The 19,290-nt window shown below is 58.3% G+C and carries 16 protein-coding genes; 8 read left to right on the forward strand and 8 right to left on the reverse strand.

Going from position 1 to position 19,290, the window contains the following annotated elements:
• Nucleotides 1-23 precede the first annotated feature (23 nt).
• Nucleotides 24-1,844, forward strand: coding sequence for an acyl-CoA dehydrogenase C-terminal domain-containing protein (locus LPB19_RS03855; protein WP_206644800.1), 1,821 nt, complete (start codon nucleotides 24-26; stop codon nucleotides 1,842-1,844).
• 35 nt (nucleotides 1,845-1,879) lie between these two features.
• On the opposite strand, the gene LPB19_RS03860 is transcribed toward LPB19_RS03855, so the two are convergent.
• The 6 genes from LPB19_RS03860 to rpmH all read right to left on the reverse strand — a co-directional run bounded on the left by LPB19_RS03860 (nucleotide 1,880) and on the right by rpmH (nucleotide 6,733).
• On the reverse strand, nucleotides 1,880-2,626 hold the full coding sequence (locus tag LPB19_RS03860; protein ID WP_228289202.1) for a substrate-binding periplasmic protein: 747 nt from the start codon (nucleotides 2,624-2,626) through the stop codon (nucleotides 1,880-1,882).
• A 131-nt stretch (nucleotides 2,627-2,757) separates the two neighbouring features.
• Entirely contained in the window at nucleotides 2,758-4,128 is a 1,371-nt protein-coding gene (gene mnmE / locus LPB19_RS03865; protein WP_206644802.1) for a tRNA uridine-5-carboxymethylaminomethyl(34) synthesis GTPase MnmE, read from the reverse strand.
• A gap of 69 nt (nucleotides 4,129-4,197) precedes the next feature.
• Nucleotides 4,198-5,886, reverse strand: a complete 1,689-nt coding sequence (gene yidC / locus LPB19_RS03870; RefSeq protein ID WP_206644803.1) for a membrane protein insertase YidC — start codon at nucleotides 5,884-5,886, stop codon at nucleotides 4,198-4,200.
• A 3-nt stretch (nucleotides 5,887-5,889) separates the two neighbouring features.
• Nucleotides 5,890-6,180 (reverse strand): membrane protein insertion efficiency factor YidD, encoded by a 291-nt coding sequence (gene yidD, locus LPB19_RS03875; protein WP_206644804.1) that lies wholly within the window; start codon nucleotides 6,178-6,180, stop codon nucleotides 5,890-5,892.
• A complete protein-coding gene (rnpA, locus tag LPB19_RS03880) occupies nucleotides 6,180-6,587 on the reverse strand; it encodes a ribonuclease P protein component (protein ID WP_206644805.1) in 408 nt (135 codons plus the stop codon). Before rnpA ends, yidD begins: the two co-directional genes overlap by 1 nt.
• Before the next feature lie 11 nt (nucleotides 6,588-6,598).
• On the reverse strand, nucleotides 6,599-6,733 hold the full coding sequence (rpmH, locus tag LPB19_RS03885) for a 50S ribosomal protein L34 (protein ID WP_004579611.1): 135 nt from the start codon (nucleotides 6,731-6,733) through the stop codon (nucleotides 6,599-6,601).
• Between rpmH and LPB19_RS03890 the strand changes: the two genes are divergently transcribed.
• The 6 genes from LPB19_RS03890 (at nucleotide 6,716) to gyrB (ending at nucleotide 15,038) form a co-directional block, all read left to right on the forward strand.
• Nucleotides 6,716-7,024: a hypothetical protein gene (locus LPB19_RS03890; protein WP_206644806.1), complete on the forward strand. Its 309-nt coding sequence runs from the start codon at nucleotides 6,716-6,718 to the stop codon at nucleotides 7,022-7,024. The two genes, rpmH and LPB19_RS03890, sit on opposite strands and share 18 nt — an antisense overlap.
• 382 nt (nucleotides 7,025-7,406) lie before the next feature.
• Complete coding sequence (dnaA, locus tag LPB19_RS03895; protein ID WP_407943950.1) at nucleotides 7,407-8,843, forward strand: chromosomal replication initiator protein DnaA; 1,437 nt, start codon at nucleotides 7,407-7,409, stop codon at nucleotides 8,841-8,843.
• A 64-nt stretch (nucleotides 8,844-8,907) separates the two neighbouring features.
• The gene (gene dnaN / locus LPB19_RS03900; protein ID WP_206644808.1) at nucleotides 8,908-10,011 is read left to right on the forward strand and encodes a DNA polymerase III subunit beta; all 1,104 of its coding nucleotides are present in this window, start codon (nucleotides 8,908-8,910) and stop codon (nucleotides 10,009-10,011) included.
• Between the two features lie 14 nt (nucleotides 10,012-10,025).
• Entirely contained in the window at nucleotides 10,026-11,297 is a 1,272-nt protein-coding gene (locus LPB19_RS03905; RefSeq protein ID WP_206644809.1) for an ABC1 kinase family protein, read from the forward strand.
• 121 nt (nucleotides 11,298-11,418) lie between these two features.
• Nucleotides 11,419-12,549 (forward strand): DNA replication/repair protein RecF, encoded by a 1,131-nt coding sequence (gene recF / locus LPB19_RS03910; RefSeq protein ID WP_206644810.1) that lies wholly within the window; start codon nucleotides 11,419-11,421, stop codon nucleotides 12,547-12,549.
• Between the two features lie 74 nt (nucleotides 12,550-12,623).
• Nucleotides 12,624-15,038: a DNA topoisomerase (ATP-hydrolyzing) subunit B gene (gene gyrB / locus LPB19_RS03915; RefSeq protein ID WP_206644811.1), complete on the forward strand. Its 2,415-nt coding sequence runs from the start codon at nucleotides 12,624-12,626 to the stop codon at nucleotides 15,036-15,038.
• A gap of 72 nt (nucleotides 15,039-15,110) precedes the next feature.
• Here the strand turns inward: gyrB and LPB19_RS03920 are convergent, their stop codons facing one another.
• Complete coding sequence (locus LPB19_RS03920; RefSeq protein WP_206644812.1) at nucleotides 15,111-15,872, reverse strand: VC0807 family protein; 762 nt, start codon at nucleotides 15,870-15,872, stop codon at nucleotides 15,111-15,113.
• A gap of 153 nt (nucleotides 15,873-16,025) precedes the next feature.
• Entirely contained in the window at nucleotides 16,026-17,303 is a 1,278-nt protein-coding gene (gene gabT, locus LPB19_RS03925; protein WP_206644813.1) for a 4-aminobutyrate--2-oxoglutarate transaminase, read from the reverse strand.
• A gap of 194 nt (nucleotides 17,304-17,497) precedes the next feature.
• On the opposite strand from gabT, the gene LPB19_RS03930 reads away from it, so the two are divergent.
• Entirely contained in the window at nucleotides 17,498-19,285 is a 1,788-nt protein-coding gene (locus LPB19_RS03930; RefSeq protein WP_206644814.1) for an ABCB family ABC transporter ATP-binding protein/permease, read from the forward strand.
• Nucleotides 19,286-19,290 lie beyond the last annotated feature (5 nt).

Here is a 19,290-nt window from a genome sequence, read left to right on the forward strand (position 1 = left end):
TTCTGTAGAGCGAGGTTTCCGGTATGCCCACTTACAAAGCACCACTGCGCGACATGAAGTTCCTGCTCAATGAAGTCTTCGACTACCCCGGGCATTACCAAACCCTGAGCACTGGCGCCAATGCCACCCCGGACATTGTTGAGGCAGTGCTTAATGAGTGTGGCCGGTTTTGCGAAGAAGTGCTCAGTCCGCTTTATCAGTCCGGGGATGAGGAAGGCTGCCGGCTGCAAGATGGCGAAGTGAAAACCCCGAAAGGCTTCAAGGACGCCTATCAGCAATACGCCAGTGGCGGCTGGCAGGGGCTGTCGGCACCGGAGGAGTTTGGTGGCCAGGGCCTGCCCGCCTCCATGGGCCTGTTCAAGCAGGAAATGATGGGCACCGCCAACTGGTCCTTCTCGATGTACCCCGGGCTATCACTGGGTGCCATGAATACCCTGTTTCTGCATGGCAGCGATGAGCAACAGCAGACGTTTCTGGCACCGCTGGTGGACGGTCGCTGGAGCGGCACCATGTGCCTCACCGAACCCCAGTGCGGAACCGACCTGGGCCAGGTGAGCACCAAAGCCGAGCCGCAAGCCGACGGCAGCTACCTGCTCACCGGTACCAAGATATTCATTTCCTCCGGCGACCACGACCTGACTGAAAACATTGTCCACATAGTGCTGGCCCGGCTGCCGGAGGCGCCGAAAGGCACCCGCGGCATCAGCCTGTTCATCGTGCCGAAATTCCTGCCGGGCCCGGATGGTGCAGTCGGCGAACGCAACGCCGTCAGCTGCGGTGGACTGGAACAGAAAATGGGCATCAAGGCCTCCGCCACCTGCGTGCTGAACTTCGATAATGCCAGGGGTTACCTGATCGGACCGGAGAATCAGGGTCTGGAGTGTATGTTCACCTTTATGAACACCGCCCGCATCGGCACCGCCCTTCAGGGTGTGGGTCCGACGGAATTGTCCTATCAATGGGCCCTGGACTACGCCCGGGAACGACGTTCGATGCGGGCGTTATCCGGCAAGAAGGAACCGGAACAGGTGGCCGATGCGTTGATTCACCATGCCGACGTGCGGCGTATGCTGATGACCCAGAAAGCCATCGCCGAGGGCGGGCGGGCGATGCTGTATTACGCCGCCCGGTTGGCCGATCACATGGTCGATGGCCACGTACGGGGCGACCAAGAGGCTGTGGATAAGTACGACGACAAACTGGGCTTCCTGACCCCGATCCTGAAAGGTTTCCTCACCGAGCTGGGTAACGAAGCCGCGAACCTGGGCATGCAGGTGTTCGGCGGCCACGGTTACATCCGCGAGCATGGCATGGAACAGATCGTGCGGGACACCCGCATCGCCACCCTGTACGAAGGCACCACCGGGATTCAGGCCCTGGACCTGCTGGGCCGGAAGGTGTTGCTGATGACCCGAGGCGGCGCGGTCCGGGAGTTCACCCTGAAGATCGCCAATTTCGCCCGCAAGCAGCTGGGCAACAGCCAGCTTCGCCCCATGGCGCTGGAGCTGCTCAAGCTCAGCGGGCAGTGGAACCTGCTGACCATGCGCATCCTGCTGGCGGCGCGCAAGGATCGGGACGTGGTCAGCGCCGCTGCCAACGATTTCCTGATGTACAGCGGTTACGTCACCATGGCCTATATCTGGGCCCGGCAGGCTTCGGTGGCAATACGCAAACTGGACACCGGTGGTGACGAGAGTGAAGCCTTCTACCGGGCCAAACTGGCCACGGCAGAATTCTATTACCAAAGGCTGCTGCCCCGGGCCCAGGCTCACGCCAGCGGCATGCTGGCGCCGGCGGACAGCTTGATGAGACTGACCCCGGACGAACTGGCCAGCACCGGATAAACGTCTCGGGGTACGTTATCCGGCGCCGCTGCCGGTCAGAGCCCGTATTTGGTCTCTATGGCCTCGAACATGCCGGACTGGCGAACTTGCTCCAGTCCGTCGTTCAGCTTATCCACAATCTCGTCCGGGGTTTCCGGGTTGAGCGCCAGAAACAACTCGGTATCGTTAAAGGAATAGACCGGAATCAGCCCCTCCACGTTCTGCTGCGAAGCAAAGTAAGGGCCGGCCAGACGATCGGCAATCCACAGGTCCACCTGGCCTAACTCCAGGCGCTTGGGGTTCAGGTCGTCGCTGTTGATCGCCGAGACATTGAATCCTCGTGCCAGCAGGTATTCGGTCATCACGTCGTTGTGATAGCCCCCGAACACCATGCCTTCGGCATCGTCCAGGCTGTCCATCTCGAAATCGGAGCCGGCGGGGGCAAAAATGGTCCACAGATTGACGGTCAGCGGACCAACCCATTTGAAGCGGGGTGCCCGTTCCTCGGTGTAGGTGGTGCAGAAGATACCGTGATTGCGCTTGCTCAGCGCCCGGTTATAGCCGTAGTCCCAGTTCCGCAGCTTGATCACGTAGTCGAGATCGGTTTGCTCCAGGATGGCCTTGACCATTTCGGTGCACAGGCCATCAATGTCCGCGCCGGTGTGCTCGAAGGCACGTCCCGTTGCGCTCATGTTGTAGGGCGGGAAATTCTCGGTGTACAGGTAGAGCTTGTCAGAGGCTTGCAGCTTGGGAGCAAGGATCAGACAGGCCGTGAGGGACAGCAACAAGGACGTGTAACGCACGTACATTCTCCTCTGGACAAGTGGTGGGGCGGGATTCTAGCCCAGCAGGCCACGGCAGGTCACCGAAAATCTATATTTTTTCGTAATAAAATCATGAAGAAAGAGACTATTACAGGGGTTGATTAACCGCCTTATTTGCCGATGCAGAAGCTGGAGAAGATCTTGCCAAGCAAGTCGTCCGGGGACAGATGCCCGGTAATTTCTCCCAGCGCGTCCTGAGCGGCGCGCAGATCCTCGGCCAGCAGCTCCCCGGCTCCGTAGCCTTCCAGTTGATTCCGACCCTGCACCAGCAGCTCCCGGGCGCGCTCCAGCGCATCCAGATGCCGGCGACGGGCCAGAAAGCCACCTTCGGTGGTGCTGGCAAAGCCCATGCACTGTTTCAGGTGGTCGCGCAATACATCCAGGCCTTGCGCGGATTTGGCACACAGCCGGATCACTGGCGCGGCCTGGTGTGGCTCGGCACTGATTCCGACCGATTCCTGGGACAGATCCACCTTGTTGCGGATCACCGATACCGGCGCATTGGCCGGTAACTGATCGATAAAGTCCGGCCAGATTTCATGGGGTTCGGTTTCGGCGGTGGTGGTGGCGTCCACCATCAACAGGATCCGATCGGCCTGGCGGATTTCATCCCAGGCCCGTTCGATACCAATTCGCTCCACCTCATCGGGGCTATCCCGCAGGCCGGCGGTATCGATGATGTGCAAAGGCATGCCATCGATGTGGATATGTTCGCGCAGAACATCCCGGGTGGTGCCTTCAATGGCGGTGACAATGGCCGCCTCCCGGCCGGCCAGGGCATTGAGCAGGCTGGACTTGCCGGCGTTTGGCCGGCCGGCGATCACCACCTTCATGCCATCCCGCAGAATCGTACCCTGCTGGGCTTCGGCGAGAATGGTTTCGAGTCGTTCAAGCAGGCCCTGCAGATCGGCCGCGACTTTGCCATCGGCCAGGAAATCAATTTCTTCCTCGGGGAAATCAATGGCGGCTTCGACATAGATGCGCAGATGCGTGACCGCCTCCACCAGATCGTTCACCCGCTGGGAAAACACACCCTGCATCGAGCGCACCGCACAGCGGGCGGCCTGTTCGGAACTGCTTTCGATCAGATCGGCGATCGCCTCAGCCTGGGCCAGATCCAGCTTGTCGTTCAGGAAGGCGCGCTCGGAAAATTCCCCCGGGCGGGCCAGCCGCGCGCCCTGATCGCATACCTCACGCAACAGCAGGTCCAGAATCACCGTGCCGCCGTGGCCCTGCAGTTCAAACACATCCTCACCGGTGAACGAGTGCGGGTTGGGGAAAAACAGCCCGATGCCCTCATCGATCAGTTGCCCCTGGCCATCGAGAAACGGCCCGTAATGGGCATAGCGCGGCCGGGGTTCGAAGCCGAGCATACGACGGGCGATGTCGCCGGCACCCGGTCCCGAGACCCGGACGATACCCACACCGGCCTGACCCGGTGCCGTGGCGATGGCAGCAATGGTGTCTGATGAGGATGTCATGGCGATTCCTTGTGGGCCAAAACCAGAGAGGCTCCCGAAGGAGCCTCTCTGTGGAGCCGGATGAACCGGTTACCGGTTCTTGGCCGCCGTTTGGGCTTCGATCTGACGGGTAATGTACCACTGCTGGGCAATGGACAGGATGTTATTGACCAGCCAGTACAGTACCAGACCGGCCGGGAACCACAGGAAGAACACGGTAAACACCAACGGCATCATCTTCATGATCTTGGCCTGCATGGGGTCCGGAGGCGTCGGGTTCAGATGCATCTGCAGGAACATGCTGGCGCCCATCAGAATCGGCAGGATGAAGTACGGATCCATCTGGGACAGATCCTGAATCCACAGCATGAACGGTGCGTGGCGAAGCTGGACACTCTCAAACAGTACCCAGTACAGGGCAATGAACACCGGCATCTGCACCAGGATCGGCAGGCAGCCGCCAAGCGGGTTGATTTTTTCCCGCTTGTACAGAGCCATCATTTCCTGAGACATACGCTGGCGGTCGTCGCCATAGAGTTCCTTCAGGCGTGTCAGTTGCGGTGCAACGGCGCGCATTTTGGCCATCGAGCGGTAGCTGGTGGCGGACAGATGGAAGAACACGGCCTTGACCAGAACGGTCAGTAGGATGATCGCCACGCCCCAGTTTCCGACCAGGCTGTGGAACCAGTCCAGGATGATAAACAAGGGCTGGGAGATGAAAAACAGCCAGCCGAAGTCGACCGTCCGGTCCAGGTTCGGCGCCATCTCCTCGAGACGGTCAATGATCTTGGGGCCGACATAGGCCCGGGCACCGACTTCCGCGGTTTCACCCGGCGCCACCTGGGTGGCCGGGTAGACAAAGCCCATGACATGCAAGGGGCCGCGACGGGTGGTCTGGAACTGTGCCAGCTGGTCGCGATCGGGGACCCACGCGGTCAGGAAGTAATGCTGGAGGAACGCCATCCAGCCATTGGTGACCTGCTGGTTGACCGGAGTTTCGCCAAGATCGCTCAGGGCGATTTTTTCATAGGGATCTTCCGGCGTACTGACCACCAGACCCAGGAAGGCCTGGATACCCATGGTGTTCTGACTGGTCGGATCGGCGGCCTGATCACGCACAATCTTGCCGGTGAAATTGGCCTGCCAGGCCTCGCTGGACTGGTTATTGATCAGGTAGCGAACGTCAACCTGGTAGCTGTCGCGTGCAAAGGTGTAGCGCTTGGTGATGGTGACACCTTGCTCCGTGGTCAGCTTGAGATCGACGGAAAGTTCATCATCGCCCTCTTCCAGAGCAAAGTTGCTGCCTGAAACCTGGTAGACCGGAGCTGAGCCGCTGGAACGGCTGTCTGGCCCCTGACGCCCAATCAGACCGCTTTCCAGCACGTAGGTCCGGAACTCCGTGCTGGTGAGAAGCTCGAGGGGTTTCGGTTTGTTCAGTGACTCGTCGTAGTTAAGCAGCGAGCTTTGAACCAGATTACCGCCAATGCGGTCAATGGAGAGTTTCAACACATCGGTTTCAACGGTCACAAAGCGCTGGTCGAGGGTGGCATCGTTGGAAACCGGCGCGTCGTTGGCACTTCCAGGAACAGAAAATTCTTCCCCGGAGCTGTCGGTTGAACCCTGCTGAGGCAGCACCATGCCGTCGGAGCCGCTGGCTGGAGCCGATTCGCTTACCTGGGCCGTGTCTACGGGCTGACGGTAATCGTCGTTCCAGGCCAGAACCATCAGGTAGCTGACAATGGCCAGTCCGGCGTACAAGACAATGCGTTGAATATCCATAAATTAACGTCTGGTTCGGGTAGTGGTTGAAAGTTGATCTACCTGATGCGGATCGGGTATTTCACTGGATGAATCTGGATTCGTTCCTGGCACCGGATCGTAACCGCCTGCGGCCCAGGGATGACACCTGAGCAAACGTTTTCCAGCCAATACCAGACCTTTCACAGGGCCATGATGGGTTATGGCATCAACGGCGTATTGTGAACAGGTTGGGTAATGGCGGCAATGGCTGGCCATCATGGGGCTGATGGCGTACTGATAGAAGCGAATGGGCAACAGCAGAAGTTTGCGCATTAACCCGATCCCCTATCTGAGAGTTCGGCAGGTGATGTGCTGGCGGCCTGAATGGGACCGTATTTCTTGGTAAGTCGACGCCAGAGTTCAGCCAGAGCCTTGTTCACCGCCTGATTATTCAGGTCTTTCAAGCCTTGTCGGCCGAGGACCACGATATCGAGAGCCGGTAACTGCTGCTGGTGGCGAAAACTTTCCCTGACCTGACGCTTGATCCGGTTTCTCTGGACAGCGAGTTTCAGATTCTTTTTCGAGAAGATCAAGCCGATCCTGGCGTGACCGAGTTGGTTCGGTGTCGCCAGGATCAGAAAATTCCGGTGCGGAACCTTGATCTGCACGTCATTGAAGACTTTGCCGTAATCAGCTGGTCTCAGAAGACGGTGTGATTTCGGGAAACTCAAAGCCTTCATGAGGCGCTGGGTTACGCAGACAGGCGTGCGCGACCTTTGGCACGGCGACGGGCAATTACCTTGCGGCCGTTGGCAGTGGCCATGCGGGCGCGGAAGCCGTGTACGCGCTTACGCTTCAGGACGCTCGGTTGAAACGTTCTTTTCATGGTGATGATCTCACAGTTCGTCAGTTGGGAGTTCCAAACTGGCTGGAAAATGTACAGCCAAAACAGGAGCGGCATTCTATGCAAATAACGGGGGGAATTCAATGCTTGGTACGCGTTGTCAGGTTAAGTGGAAATGCGCATAAGGTCCGGAATCGGGAAGTTGGCTCTGAACTAATTAAAGTAAAAAGGTCTTTTAGAAATTCTTTTAAAAGATATTTATTACTGTTATTAGGCCCTGACATTTCTGTTGATAAGGCAGTTAAAAATAACAAAAACAATGGCTTGAAGTGATGATAAAGGCTTTGAAAAGGGCCCATAAGCTCTGTGGACAGGGACCAATCAAAATGTGGATAACCCGCCTTTTGCCAAACCGGTAAAGTTATCCCACTGGTTGTCCCTGCATCCGTCACAAGCTTGAACCCAGGCTATACACACAGGGGTGTGGGTAACTTTCCGAAAAGAAATTTTCTGTACACAAGGCTGTAGGTAAGTCTTTAAGCAAATGAAAAATAGTGAAAAAACTTTCCACAGGGTGTTCATGAAGTTGGCGCAAGCCTTTTACTGAGAGGGGTGGCAGGGTAAAATCGGCAGCTCGCTTGTTGGATTGCGGATAGCCGCCTTTCCGGTGTGCGTCCGATCTTGAATCTGGGAGCTGGCCGTCGTGCCGAACAGTATGTGGCATCAATGTCTTGAAGTTCTCCGGGATGAATTCCCGGCACAGCAATTCAATACCTGGCTGCGTCCGCTGCAATCAGATCAGCGCGACGGGCAGTTGATGCTGTTTGCACCCAACCGGTTTGTCATGGACTGGGTGAACGAAAAATACCTGCGCCGTATAGAGGAGGTCCTCAAGGATCTCGGCGGTGGACAGGCCCCGAGAGTGACGCTCAAGGTGGGCTCGGCGCCAAAGGCAAGCGATCCGGTGGCCCGTTCGCAAAGTCCTGAACCGGACAACAAGAGGGTGGCCGAGGAAAGTGGTGGCCGCCTGAGCGAGGAAGAAAAGGGTGTGGCAGCGACGGTGGCGACACCGCGGGCGGCCAAGGTCGAGACCGAGCGACGTCCGGTTCAGGTCGAGGGCGACATCAAGCACCAGAGTTTTCTGAACGAGGGCTTCACCTTCGATACTTTTGTCGAGGGTAAATCCAACCAGCTGGCTCGGGCGGCGTCCATGCAGGTGGCGGAGAACCCCGGCGGCGCTTACAACCCGCTGTTCCTTTATGGGGGTGTGGGGCTGGGTAAAACCCACCTCATGCACGCCATTGGCAACGAGATCGTGCGCAAGAATCCGCGGGCCAAAGTCGCTTACCTGCGTTCAGAACGATTCGTCGCCGACATGGTCAAGGCGCTTCAGCTCAACGCCATCAATGAATTCAAGCGCTATTATCGCTCGGTCGATGCGTTATTGATTGACGATATCCAGTTCTTTGCCCGCAAGGAACGGTCCCAGGAGGAGTTTTTCCACACCTTCAATGCGTTGCTTGAAGGGGGGCAGCAGGTGATTGTGACCTGCGACCGGTTCCCGAAGGAAATCGTCGACATGGAAGAGCGTTTGAAGTCCCGGTTTGGCTGGGGCTTGACGGTGATGGTCGAGCCGCCGGAGCTGGAAACGCGGGTCGCCATCTTGATGAAAAAGGCCGAGCAGGCCAATGTGAAGCTTTCCAGCGAGGCGGCGTTCTTCATTGCCCAGAAGATCCGCTCAAACGTTCGGGAGCTAGAAGGCGCGCTGCGTTTGGTGATAGCGAATGCTCACTTCACAGGCTCCGAGATCACGCCTCCGTTTATCCGGGAAAGCCTCAAGGATCTGCTGGCGCTGCATGAAAAGCAGGTCAGTATTGACAACATTCAGCGCACGGTGGCCGAGTATTACAAGATCAAGGTGGCTGATTTGTTGTCCAAACGCCGGACCCGGACCGTGACCCGCCCCCGGCAGGTGGCGATGGCGCTGGCGAAAGAATTGACCAACCACAGCCTGCCGGAAATTGGCGATGCGTTCGGCGGCCGGGATCACACCACGGTGCTGCACGCCTGCAAGAAGATTGTGGAATTGCAGGAAACCGATCCGGGCATCCGTGAGGACTACCAGAATTTTATGCGATTGCTGACCACCTGATGCCGGAAGGCCGGGTGACCGAAACCAACCTTCTTTCTTTAAACCGACAAAAAAGCTGAGTGCCATGAAACTGACGATCAGCCGTGAATCCCTCCTGACGCCCCTGCAGAGCATTGCCGGGGTTGTGGAAAAGAAACAGACCATGCCGGTGCTGTCCAACGTTCTGCTGGAAGCGGAAGACAATACCCTCACTCTGACCGGGACCAACATGGAGGTGGAACTGATCGGGCGGGTAACGCCGGTGCACGTGGATCAGCCGGGTCGTATTACCGTTCCGGCGCGTAAGCTGGCCGATATCTGTCGTGCGTTGAGCGAAGAGACGCCGATTGAACTGGCGTTGGAAGGGGATCGTTTGCACGTTCGGTGTGGTCGCAGCCATTTCACCCTGTCGACGCTGCCGGCGGAACACTTTCCGAACGTGGAAGACGAAGCGGAGAGTTTCCGGCTCGAACTGCCCCAGAAGGAATTGGGCCGGATGCTGGATGCCACCGCGTTCGCCATGGCGCAGCAGGATGTTCGCTACTACCTGAACGGCTTGTTGTTGGAAGTCGATCAGGGCCATGTGCGCACGGTGGCGACCGATGGCCACCGCCTGGCGATGGCGCATCAGGAACTGGCGACGGGTTGCCCAGAGCTGCGTCAGGTCATCGTGCCGCGTAAGGGGGTTCTGGAACTGGCCCGTTTGCTGGACGATGTGGAAACGCCGGTCACTCTGGTCATCGGGGAAAACCACCTGCGGGCAACCGTGGGCGCCTACACCTTTACCTCCAAGCTGATTGAAGGCAAGTTCCCGGATTACAACCGGGTGATTCCGCGTGGTGGGGACAAGATTGTGATGGCGGACCGGGCGGCGCTGAAGAACATGCTGCAGCGAGCCGGCATCCTGTCGCATGAAAACATTCGCGGCGTCCGGCTGAACCTGTCGTCGGACCAGTTGCAGGTGTTTGCCAACAACCCGGATCAGGAACAGGCGGAAGATGCGCTGGCCGTGGAATACCAGGGCGAATCGCTGCAAATCGGGTTCAATGTCGGTTATCTGGTGGACGTAATGAACGCGCTGGACGAAGAGCAGGTGAAGATCATCCTGTCGAATCCGAACAGCAGCGCACTGATTGAATCGCAGACAGACAACCGCTGTCTGTATGTTGTCATGCCGATGAGGCTCTAGGAGGACGTTAGTTGATGGGCACCGTAACGAATGGAATCAAGGGCGCGCTGCGGATAGGTCAGACCCTGTCCGTGCTGGGACGCACGGGTGTCAACTGGGTGCGGGGCGAACGCCCCCCGACCCCGAGGCTGGTTCGGCAAACGTTCGAAAATCTGGGGGCGACCTACATCAAGCTCGGGCAGTTTATTGCCAGCTCGCCCACGTTCTTTCCCAAGGAATACGTTGAGGAGTTTCAGTACTGTCTCGACAAGACCCCCAACCTGCCGTTCAGTGTGATCAAAAAAATCATCCGCGATGAACTCGGCCGCCCGCTGGATCAGGTGTATGCCCACATCGATCCGGTCGCGCTGGCCTCGGCGTCCATCGCGCAAGTTCATGCGGCACGGTTGGTGACCGGTGAGGATGTGGTGATCAAGGTTCAGAAGCCGGGTGTGGAAAACATTCTGCTGACCGACCTGAACTTCCTCTATGCCTCGGCGAAGATTCTGGAAACAGTGGCGCCGAAACTGTCCTGGACGTCGCTGTCCGGCATCGTTGGTGAAATCCAGCGTACGATGATGGAAGAATGTGATTTCATCAAGGAAGCGAACAACCTGAAAGTGTTCCGGAACTTCCTGCACGACACCCACAACGAAGACGCCACGGTGCCGTTGGTGTATGAAGCGTGCAGCACTCGCCGTATTCTGACCATGGAGCGCTTCCACGGTGTGCCGCTGACCGACCTGGAAAGCATTCGCGGCTATGCCCGCGATCCCGAACGCACCCTGATAACCGCAATGAACACCTGGTTTGCCAGCCTCACTCAGTGCGAGTTTTTCCACGCCGATGTGCATGCCGGGAATCTGATGGTGCTGAAGGATGGCCGGGTCGGGTTTATTGATTTCGGAATCGTGGGTCGGATCAAGCCGGATACCTGGCAGGCGGTGAGTGATTTTATTTCCGCCGTGATGGTTGGAAACTTCGAGGGCATGGCCGATGCCATGATCCGGATTGGTGTCACGCACGAAACCGTCCAGGTGAATGAGCTCGCGGCAGATTTGCGTCGACTGTACCAACAAATGGACAAGATGGTTCCTGATCAGGTGCCGTATGAAATGGAGCAGGCGGAAGATGACGTGAATCATATCCTGATGGATATGGTAAAAATTGGCGAAAGTCACGGTCTGCATTTCCCGCGTGAGTTTGCGCTATTGCTGAAGCAGTTTCTGTATTTTGACCGCTATGTGCACATCCTTGCGCCGGAAATGGACGGGTTTATGGACGAGCGCTTGAATATGTTGCACTGAGGCAGTCGCCTTCAACAGTTGGCTTTTGTACACTAGGGCAGCGTCACCGGTTTCGGGACGCTGCCTTTTTTATGGGCTGTGCCCCACCCCTCCGGGCGGTCTTGTCTGAGTTCCCCTTTTTATGGCGTTAGTAAAACTCCAAACCCAACATTTTCGAAATCTGTCCGCGGAACCGGTAAGTTTTTCGTCGTCGTTTAATTTGCTTTACGGCGCCAATGGCAGCGGCAAAACCAGTGTCCTGGAGGCGATTGGCTATCTCGGGTTGGGACGGTCTTTCCGGGTCAACCGGCATCAAGCCGTGGCGAGCCACGGGCAGCAGAAATTCACCGTGTTCGGTGGCCTGGATCACGGAACACTGGCGAAGAAGTCTGGCCGGGATTCGGAAGATCTGGCTCATCGGGTCGGCCTGGCACGTGACATCACTCAGAAGGAAACCATGTTGCGTGTGGACGGAGAAAACGTCCGCAGCCTTTCCGCGCTGGCGCGGCATTTGCCGGTATCGGTGATCGACCCCGGCGTGTTCGATGTGGTGGCTGGTGCGCCGGGAAAACGGCGGCAGTTTTTGGATTGGGCAGTGTTCCACGTGGAACCTTCTTTCGGGTCGGTGTGGCAGCAATGTCAAAGAGTGACATCACAGCGGAATAAAATGCTCAGAAATGGTAGACTGGACGACGGTTTACTTAAGGTCTGGGATGCCCAGTATTCGGCCGTCAGCGAGCGTCTGACGGCGGCCAGAACGGACACTTTTGACCGGTTTCGGAAGGCGTTTGATCGGTTGATCGACGAATTGAATGTCGAATGGACCAATGGGTTGAAGCTGGACCTGTATCCCGGCTGGGATGTAACCCAATCCCTGGCGGACGTTCTGGGCAGTCACCGGGACCAGGAAGTCAAAATGGGGCACACGTTGTATGGGCCCAACCGGGCGGACGTCCGCATCAAGTACCAGGGCCGTCCGGTGTCGGAAACGTTTTCCCGGGGGCAGCAAAAAACCCTGGTGATTTTGATGAAAATTGCCCAGGGCATGGTTCTGGCGGAGTTGGGCAAGCAGGTCACCTTCCTGCTCGACGACATTAATGCCGAACTGGACGACGATCATCAGGCCATGCTGGCACAACGGTTACAAGCGCTGGGCTGTCAGGTATTCATTACCTCGATTCAACGGCCCGATCCGGATCGTTTGTGGAGCCACGGCGTGGCGCCGGAATATCGAATGTTCCACGTGGAACATGGCAAATTGATAGAAGAATAAAGCCGGGCAGGTCCCGAACTGGGCGTCACGAACACCGGTTCGGATATACCGGCACACCCTTCAGGAGTCTCTAAATGAGCGAATCGAATTACAATTCCTCCAGCATCAAAGTTCTGAAAGGACTGGATGCGGTGCGCAAGCGCCCCGGCATGTACATCGGGGACACCGACGACGGTACCGGCCTGCACCATATGGTGTTTGAGTTGGTGGATAACTCCATCGATGAGGCGCTCGCCGGTTATTGCTCCGAAATCGGCGTTATTATCCACCCCGATGAATCCATCACCGTGAAAGATAACGGGCGCGGTATTCCGGTGGATCTGCACGAAGAGGAAGGGGTGTCAGCCGCCGAAGTGATCATGACCGTCCTCCACGCCGGCGGTAAATTCGACGACAACTCTTATAAAGTGTCCGGCGGTCTGCACGGTGTCGGGGTTTCGGTGGTGAACGCCCTCTCCTCTACCCTGACGCTGACCATTCGTCGGGACAACAAGGTTTACGAGCAAAGCTACACCCACGGTGTACCGAACGCACCGCTGGCCGAGGTGGGCGAAACCGATGCGTCCGGCACCACGGTTCACTTTATTCCGTCCCCCGAAACCTTTACCCACATCCAATTCCACTATGACATCCTGGCCAAGCGCCTGCGGGAACTGGCGTTTCTGAACAGTGGTGTGCGTATTCGCCTGACTGACGAACGCAGTGGCAAGGAAGAAATCTTCGAATACGAGGGCGGTTTGCGGGCCTTTGTCGAGCACCTGAACACCAACAAGACCCCCCTGAACCGGGTGTTCCACTTCACCACCGAGCGTGAAGACGGCATCGCGGTAGAGGTCGCGATGCAGTGGAACGATGCGTTCCAGGAGAACATCTTCTGCTTCACCAACAATATTCCCCAGCGGGATGGTGGTACCCACCTGGCTGGTTTCCGGGCGGCGCTGACCCGCTCCCTGAATAACTACATCGAGCACGAAGGCCTGGGTAAGAAGGCGAAAGTGGCCACCTCTGGTGATGACGCCCGGGAAGGCCTGACGGCGATTATCAGCGTGAAGGTGCCGGACCCGAAGTTTTCGTCCCAGACCAAAGACAAGCTGGTGTCTTCGGAGGTGAAAACCGCGGTTGAGCAGGAGTTGTACCAGTCGTTTTCCGACTACCTGCAGGAGCAGCCGAACGAGGCCAAGACCATCGTAAACAAGATGATCGAGGCGGCCCGAGCCCGTGAGGCGGCGCGGAAAGCCCGCGACATGACCCGCCGCAAAGGCGCGTTGGATATCGCCGGTTTGCCGGGGAAGCTGGCCGATTGCCAGGAGAAAGACCCTGCCCTGTCCGAACTCTACATTGTGGAGGGTGACTCGGCCGGCGGAAGCGCCAAACAGGGCCGGGACCGCAAGACTCAGGCCATCCTGCCGCTCAAAGGTAAGATCCTGAACGTGGAAAAAGCCCGCTTCGACAAGATGCTCTCGTCAGCCGAGGTTGGTACTTTGATTACCGCCTTGGGCTGCGGTATCGGCCGCGAAGAGTTCAATCCGGACAAGCTCCGTTATCATTCGATCATCATTATGACCGATGCGGACGTCGACGGTTCGCACATTCGGACCCTGCTGCTGACCTTCCTGTTCCGTCAGATGCGCGAAATCATCGAGCGCGGCCACGTGTTTATCGCCATGCCGCCGCTGTACAAGGTGAAGCGTGGCAAGCAGGAGGAATACCTGAAGGATGAGAAGGCCAAGGAAGCCTACCTCACTCAGACCGCCCTGGAAGGCGCTCAGCTGTTCGTGAACCCGGAAGCACCGGCCATCAAGGATTCCGCCCTGGAAACCATGGTGAAGGACTATCAGGCCGTCATGGCGATGATTGATCGGCTCTCGCGGGCGTATCCGCCGAAGGTTCTGGAACAGATGCTCAGCAATGTCACGCTGAAGCCGGAGCACCTTAAAGAAGAGGAAGCGGTGGCTCGCTGGGTGGCACGCCTCGGCGAGGGCCTGGACCTGGATACCCGTACCGGAACCAAGTACACCTTCTCGGTTACCAAGGATTCCGAGCGGGATCTGTTTCTGCCCAAGGTCACCATCTACGTGCATGGCATGCCCCACGAGCACGTGTTCAATCACGATTTCTTCGAGTCGGCTTCCTACGCCGCCATCGCCCGCATGGGTGAGACCTTGGACGGCCTGATTGAGGAAGGCGCCTACATCCAACGGGGCGAGCGCAAGCAGGCCGTGTTGTCGTTTGAAGGCGCCCTCGCCTGGCTGATGAAGGAAGCCCAGCGCGGACTGAACATCCAGCGTTACAAGGGACTGGGCGAGATGAACCCGGAACAGCTCTGGGAAACCACCATGGACCCCGAAACCCGCCGGATGATGAAGGTGACGATCGAGGATGCCTTCGCCGCCGACCAGATCTTCACCACCCTGATGGGCGATGAGGTGGAGCCGCGCCGTGACTTCATCCAGACCAACGCTCTGGAGGTGACCAACCTGGACGTGTAAATCCAGGGATCTGGTGACCATAAAAAAGGGGCGCAGGATTGAACCTGCGCCCCTTTTTTTGTGCCGATAGGATCAGTCGTTGGACGGCGACTCGGAATAGTCCTTGGCTTTTTGTTCGTCTCGCAATTGCGGCGCCATCACCTCTTCCAGGGTGAATCCGGTTAACCGCCGGATGGTGCGCCACAGATAGTAGAAGATCAGCATCATCATGATCATCGACGGGATGGCGATCATTGGATAGCTCACCAGCGTCATCTGCCCGAGTTCTTCGTTGAAGGCCTGAGTCCCGGACGGGCTGACCACGATCCACTTGGCAATGAGGTAATTCATGATCGATGAGAACAAGAACGTACCGGCAAAGAAGTAGGTTGCCTTCAGAAGCCGGCCCTCAAACTCGGCGACATTGCCGTTTGCCTCCAGTGCCTGATGGATTTTGTCGACATCCAGCACGTTGCGGTTGTACATCAGCGTGCGTACCAGCGGGTATTTGGTCCAGGACGACACCAGCACGGCCAGGCCAATAACCGCAGGAATGGCGGCTTCCTTGATCGCCAGCCAGCCGGCATCCAGTTCCAGCAGGCCGATGCCTCCGGTAAGCCCGACACTGATCAGGCCGAGAACGGCAATGAAGTTCTTTTTGCCATAGCGGATCAGTTCAAACAGGCCCCAACCCAGCGGGAAAGCCAGCCCGATGACGAGCGCGTTCACGCTGCCGAGGTATTCATCGCCGCTGAGCTTCATCAGAATAAGCGAGGGGATAACAATGCTGACCAGCAAGTCGATAAAGGGGCGGGGCTTGTGGTCGGGGCGGCCAGAGGCAGAAGGAGTAGTCATAAGGAGGCCCGTTGGTGTGCGTGTGCAGAGGATTCCCCGTCGGACAGGGACTGTTGGGCCAGTATACGATAATTACCGGGGTGACCGAAGGTGAAAGCGGCGGCGGACCGTGCCACGGTCACACCGCCTGTCATTTCATTGACCGGAACCGGATCAGGCGCCCGCTTCCCTGAGGCACTCTTCCACAATCCCCAGGCCTTCTTCGAGCACATGGTCCTCAATGGTAACCGGCATCAGGAAGCGCAGGGTGTTGCCGAACATGCCGCAGCTCAGCAGGATCAGTCCCTTGGCCTTGGCCAATTGGGTAATCTTGGCGGCCAGTTCCGGCATCGGGGTCCGGCTGGATTTGCTCTCGACAAGCTCAAAGGCCGCCATGGGCCCAAGGTTGCGAGCATTGTCGACGTGATCGAACTGTTCCTGCCATTGGCTGAACCGCGCCCGGAGTTTATCGCCCAGTTGATTGGCTTTATCCAGAATGTGCTCTTCCTTGAATACATCGAATACCGCCAGCGCCGCTGCGCACGCCGTCGGGCTACCGGTGTAGGTTCCGCCCAGGGAATTCGGACCGGAGGCGTCCATGTGCTCGGCCGTGCCGACAACCGCCGAGATCGGCATGCCGTCGGCCATACTCTTGGCCATGGTCATGATGTCGGGTTCGACCCCGCTGTGCTCAATCGCGAACATTTTGCCGGTCCGGCCAAAGCCACTCTGAACCTCGTCGACAATCATCAGGATGTCATTGTCGTCGCAGATTTTCCGGATTTCCCGCAGGAAGCTCGGTGGGGCCGGATAAAAACCACCCTCGCCCAGCACCGGTTCGAGCACGATGGCTGCGGTATTGTGGGCCGGTGAATCGGCCTTCATCGCCATCTTCAGGCCTCTGAGAGCCTCCTCCTCCGACACCCCGTGGTAGGGCACCGGATAGGGAGCGCGAAATACCGAGCCCGGCATCGGGCCGAAGTCGGTCTGATACGGTGCCGCCTTCCCGTTCATGGCCATGGTGTAGAAGGTACGGCCGTGGTATCCACCGTCGAAACAGATAACGTTGGTCTTCCCGGTTGCCGCGCGGGCAATTTTGACCGCGTTTTCCAGCGCCTCGGCACCGGAATTGGCCAGCATCACCTTGGCGTGGCCACGCACCGGCACCACCCCGCTAAGCCGCTCTGCCAGCTTCACGTAGCCCTCGTAGGGCATCACGGTCTGGCAGGTGTGCATGAGCTTGTCGAGCTGGGCTTTCACCGCGGCCACCACCTTCGGGTGTCGGTGTCCGATGTTGAGCACCCCGATCCCGCCGGCAAAATCGATCAACCGGTTGCCATCGGCATCCCAGATTTCTGCGTTACTGGCGTGATCGGCAAACTGATCATTGCCACTGGCAGCGCCTGCCGCCACATAGTGCTTCTTGAGGGCTTGCAGTTCTTTGTTGCTCACTGTTCGGTCTCCTCCACGGCTTTGCGATTGAATTATTCATTAATCAGTGTAGGGATTCCGGCACCGAACAACAAACCGGCCGCCCGGAAAGATCCGGCGAGTGCAATCTGCAGTACACTGGAAACTGAGTCTTTCCGCCTGTGCCTGACGTCTGGCAGAGCTTAAAATCCGACCTGTTTTTCAAGGACGACCGTGTGCGCTCATTTTCCGATCACGATTACCCTGCCAACCATAAACCCGACTGGTCGCTGATTGCGCGGCTCTGGCCTTACCTGCTGGAGTACCGGGGCCGGGTAATGCTGGCACTTGTCCTGCTGGTACTGGCCAAGCTGGCCACCGTCGCGACCCCGGTTGCGCTGAAATACATTGTCGATTACCTGGATCAGACCCAACCCGGCTCGGTGTTGCTCTGGATCCCGGTCGCCCTGGTGATTGCCTACGGTCTGCTCCGGTTTGGCGCCACCCTGTTTGCCGAATTACGCGACGCGGTCTTTGCCCGGGTTGCCGAACGCGCGATGCGACGCATTTCCCTGAAAGTGTTCGAGCATTTACATCAACGGGAACTGGCCTACCACCTGGACCGAAAGACCGGCGGTCTGGCGCGGGACATCGAACGGGGCACCAATGGCATCAGCTTCCTGCTGCGATTCACGCTGTTCAACATCGTCCCGACGATCCTGGAAATACTCATGGTGGCGGTCATTCTGCTGGTGGTGTTCAGTGCCGGCTATGTGGTGGCAATCCTCGCGGCGGTGGTGGTCTATGTGGTGTTTTCCGTCAAGGTCACCGAATGGCGCACCCGTTTTGTCCGGGAAGCCAACGCCCGGGACAACGAGTCCAACACCCGGGCGGTGGACAGCCTGCTGAACTACGAGACCGTCAAGTACTTCAACAACGAGACCCACGAGGCCAGGCTGTACGATGAGGACCTCCGGCGCTGGGAGGGCGCACGACTGAAAAACCGCCTGTCGCTGGCGTTCCTGAACACCGGCCAGGCCCTGATTATCGGCCTGGCGTTGATCGGATTGATGACGATGGCCGTGCGCCAGGTGGCCGCCGGGGACATTACCCTGGGTGATCTGACCATGATCAACGCGTACCTGATCCAGCTGTTCATTCCCCTCAATGCGCTGGGCTTTGTGTACCGGGAAATCCGCCAGGCGCTGGTGAATGTCGAGCGGCTGTTCGGGTTGCTCGGTGACCAGCCGGCCATTGTCGATGCGCCCGGAGCCCGGCCGCTGCGGATTGGCCCGGGCGAACTGACCTTTGAGCATGTGCATTTCGCCTACCGCCCGGACCGCCCGATCCTGACCGACGTGAGCTTCAGCATTCCGGCCGGCCACACGGTGGCGGTGGTCGGTCCCAGCGGAGCGGGCAAATCCACCCTCGCCCGGTTGCTGTTCCGGTTTTTCGACGTCGATCGAGGCTGTATCCGGGTTGACGGCCAGGACATCCGGCAGCTGACTCAGGACAGCCTGCGCACCGCCATTGGCGTGGTACCTCAAGATACCGTGCTGTTCAATGACACGCTTTATCGCAATCTGGCCTATGGCCGCCCCGATGCCACCGAGACCGAGGTGCATGAGGCCGCCCGGCTGGCCAACCTGGAAGGTTTTATCCACAGCCTGCCAGATGGCTACGACACCCGTGTCGGGGAGCGGGGGCTGAAACTGTCCGGTGGCGAGAAGCAGCGGGTTGCCATTGCCCGGGTGATCCTGAAGAACCCACCGCTACTGGTGCTCGATGAAGCGACCTCGTCGCTGGATTCGCTGTCGGAGCAGGCCATTCTGGGGGCTTTGCGGGAAGTCAGCCGGCAACGCACCACCCTGGTGATCGCGCACCGGCTGTCCACCATCCGCGAGGCCGATACCATCCTGGTGCTGGTGGCCGGTCGAATCGTCGAAAGCGGCGATCACCAAAGCCTGCTGGCCCGCAACGGCGAATACGCCCGCATGTGGCACCAGCAGCATCAGGCCAGCTGACTCGG

It is taken from the genome of Marinobacter salinisoli (assembly GCF_017301335.1).
Taxonomy (GTDB): domain Bacteria; phylum Pseudomonadota; class Gammaproteobacteria; order Pseudomonadales; family Oleiphilaceae; genus Marinobacter; species Marinobacter salinisoli.

What these genes read in the sequence shown, in the direction of transcription:
- LPB19_RS03855 (WP_206644800.1), top strand. Translation starts at nt 24, where the DNA reads ATGCCCACTTACAAAGCACCACTGCGCGACATGAAGTTCCTGCTCAAT.
- mnmE (WP_206644802.1), bottom strand. Translation starts at nt 4,128, where the DNA reads ATGACATCCTCATCAGACACCATTGCTGCCATCGCCACGGCACCGGGT.
- yidC (WP_206644803.1), bottom strand. Translation starts at nt 5,886, where the DNA reads ATGGATATTCAACGCATTGTCTTGTACGCCGGACTGGCCATTGTCAGC.
- yidD (WP_206644804.1), bottom strand. Translation starts at nt 6,180, where the DNA reads ATGCGCAAACTTCTGCTGTTGCCCATTCGCTTCTATCAGTACGCCATC.
- rnpA (WP_206644805.1), bottom strand. Translation starts at nt 6,587, where the DNA reads ATGAAGGCTTTGAGTTTCCCGAAATCACACCGTCTTCTGAGACCAGCT.
- rpmH (WP_004579611.1), bottom strand. Translation starts at nt 6,733, where the DNA reads ATGAAAAGAACGTTTCAACCGAGCGTCCTGAAGCGTAAGCGCGTACAC.
- dnaA (WP_407943950.1), top strand. Translation starts at nt 7,407, where the DNA reads ATGTGGCATCAATGTCTTGAAGTTCTCCGGGATGAATTCCCGGCACAG.
- dnaN (WP_206644808.1), top strand. Translation starts at nt 8,908, where the DNA reads ATGAAACTGACGATCAGCCGTGAATCCCTCCTGACGCCCCTGCAGAGC.
- LPB19_RS03905 (WP_206644809.1), top strand. Translation starts at nt 10,026, where the DNA reads ATGGGCACCGTAACGAATGGAATCAAGGGCGCGCTGCGGATAGGTCAG.
- recF (WP_206644810.1), top strand. Translation starts at nt 11,419, where the DNA reads ATGGCGTTAGTAAAACTCCAAACCCAACATTTTCGAAATCTGTCCGCG.
- gyrB (WP_206644811.1), top strand. Translation starts at nt 12,624, where the DNA reads ATGAGCGAATCGAATTACAATTCCTCCAGCATCAAAGTTCTGAAAGGA.
- LPB19_RS03920 (WP_206644812.1), bottom strand. Translation starts at nt 15,872, where the DNA reads ATGACTACTCCTTCTGCCTCTGGCCGCCCCGACCACAAGCCCCGCCCC.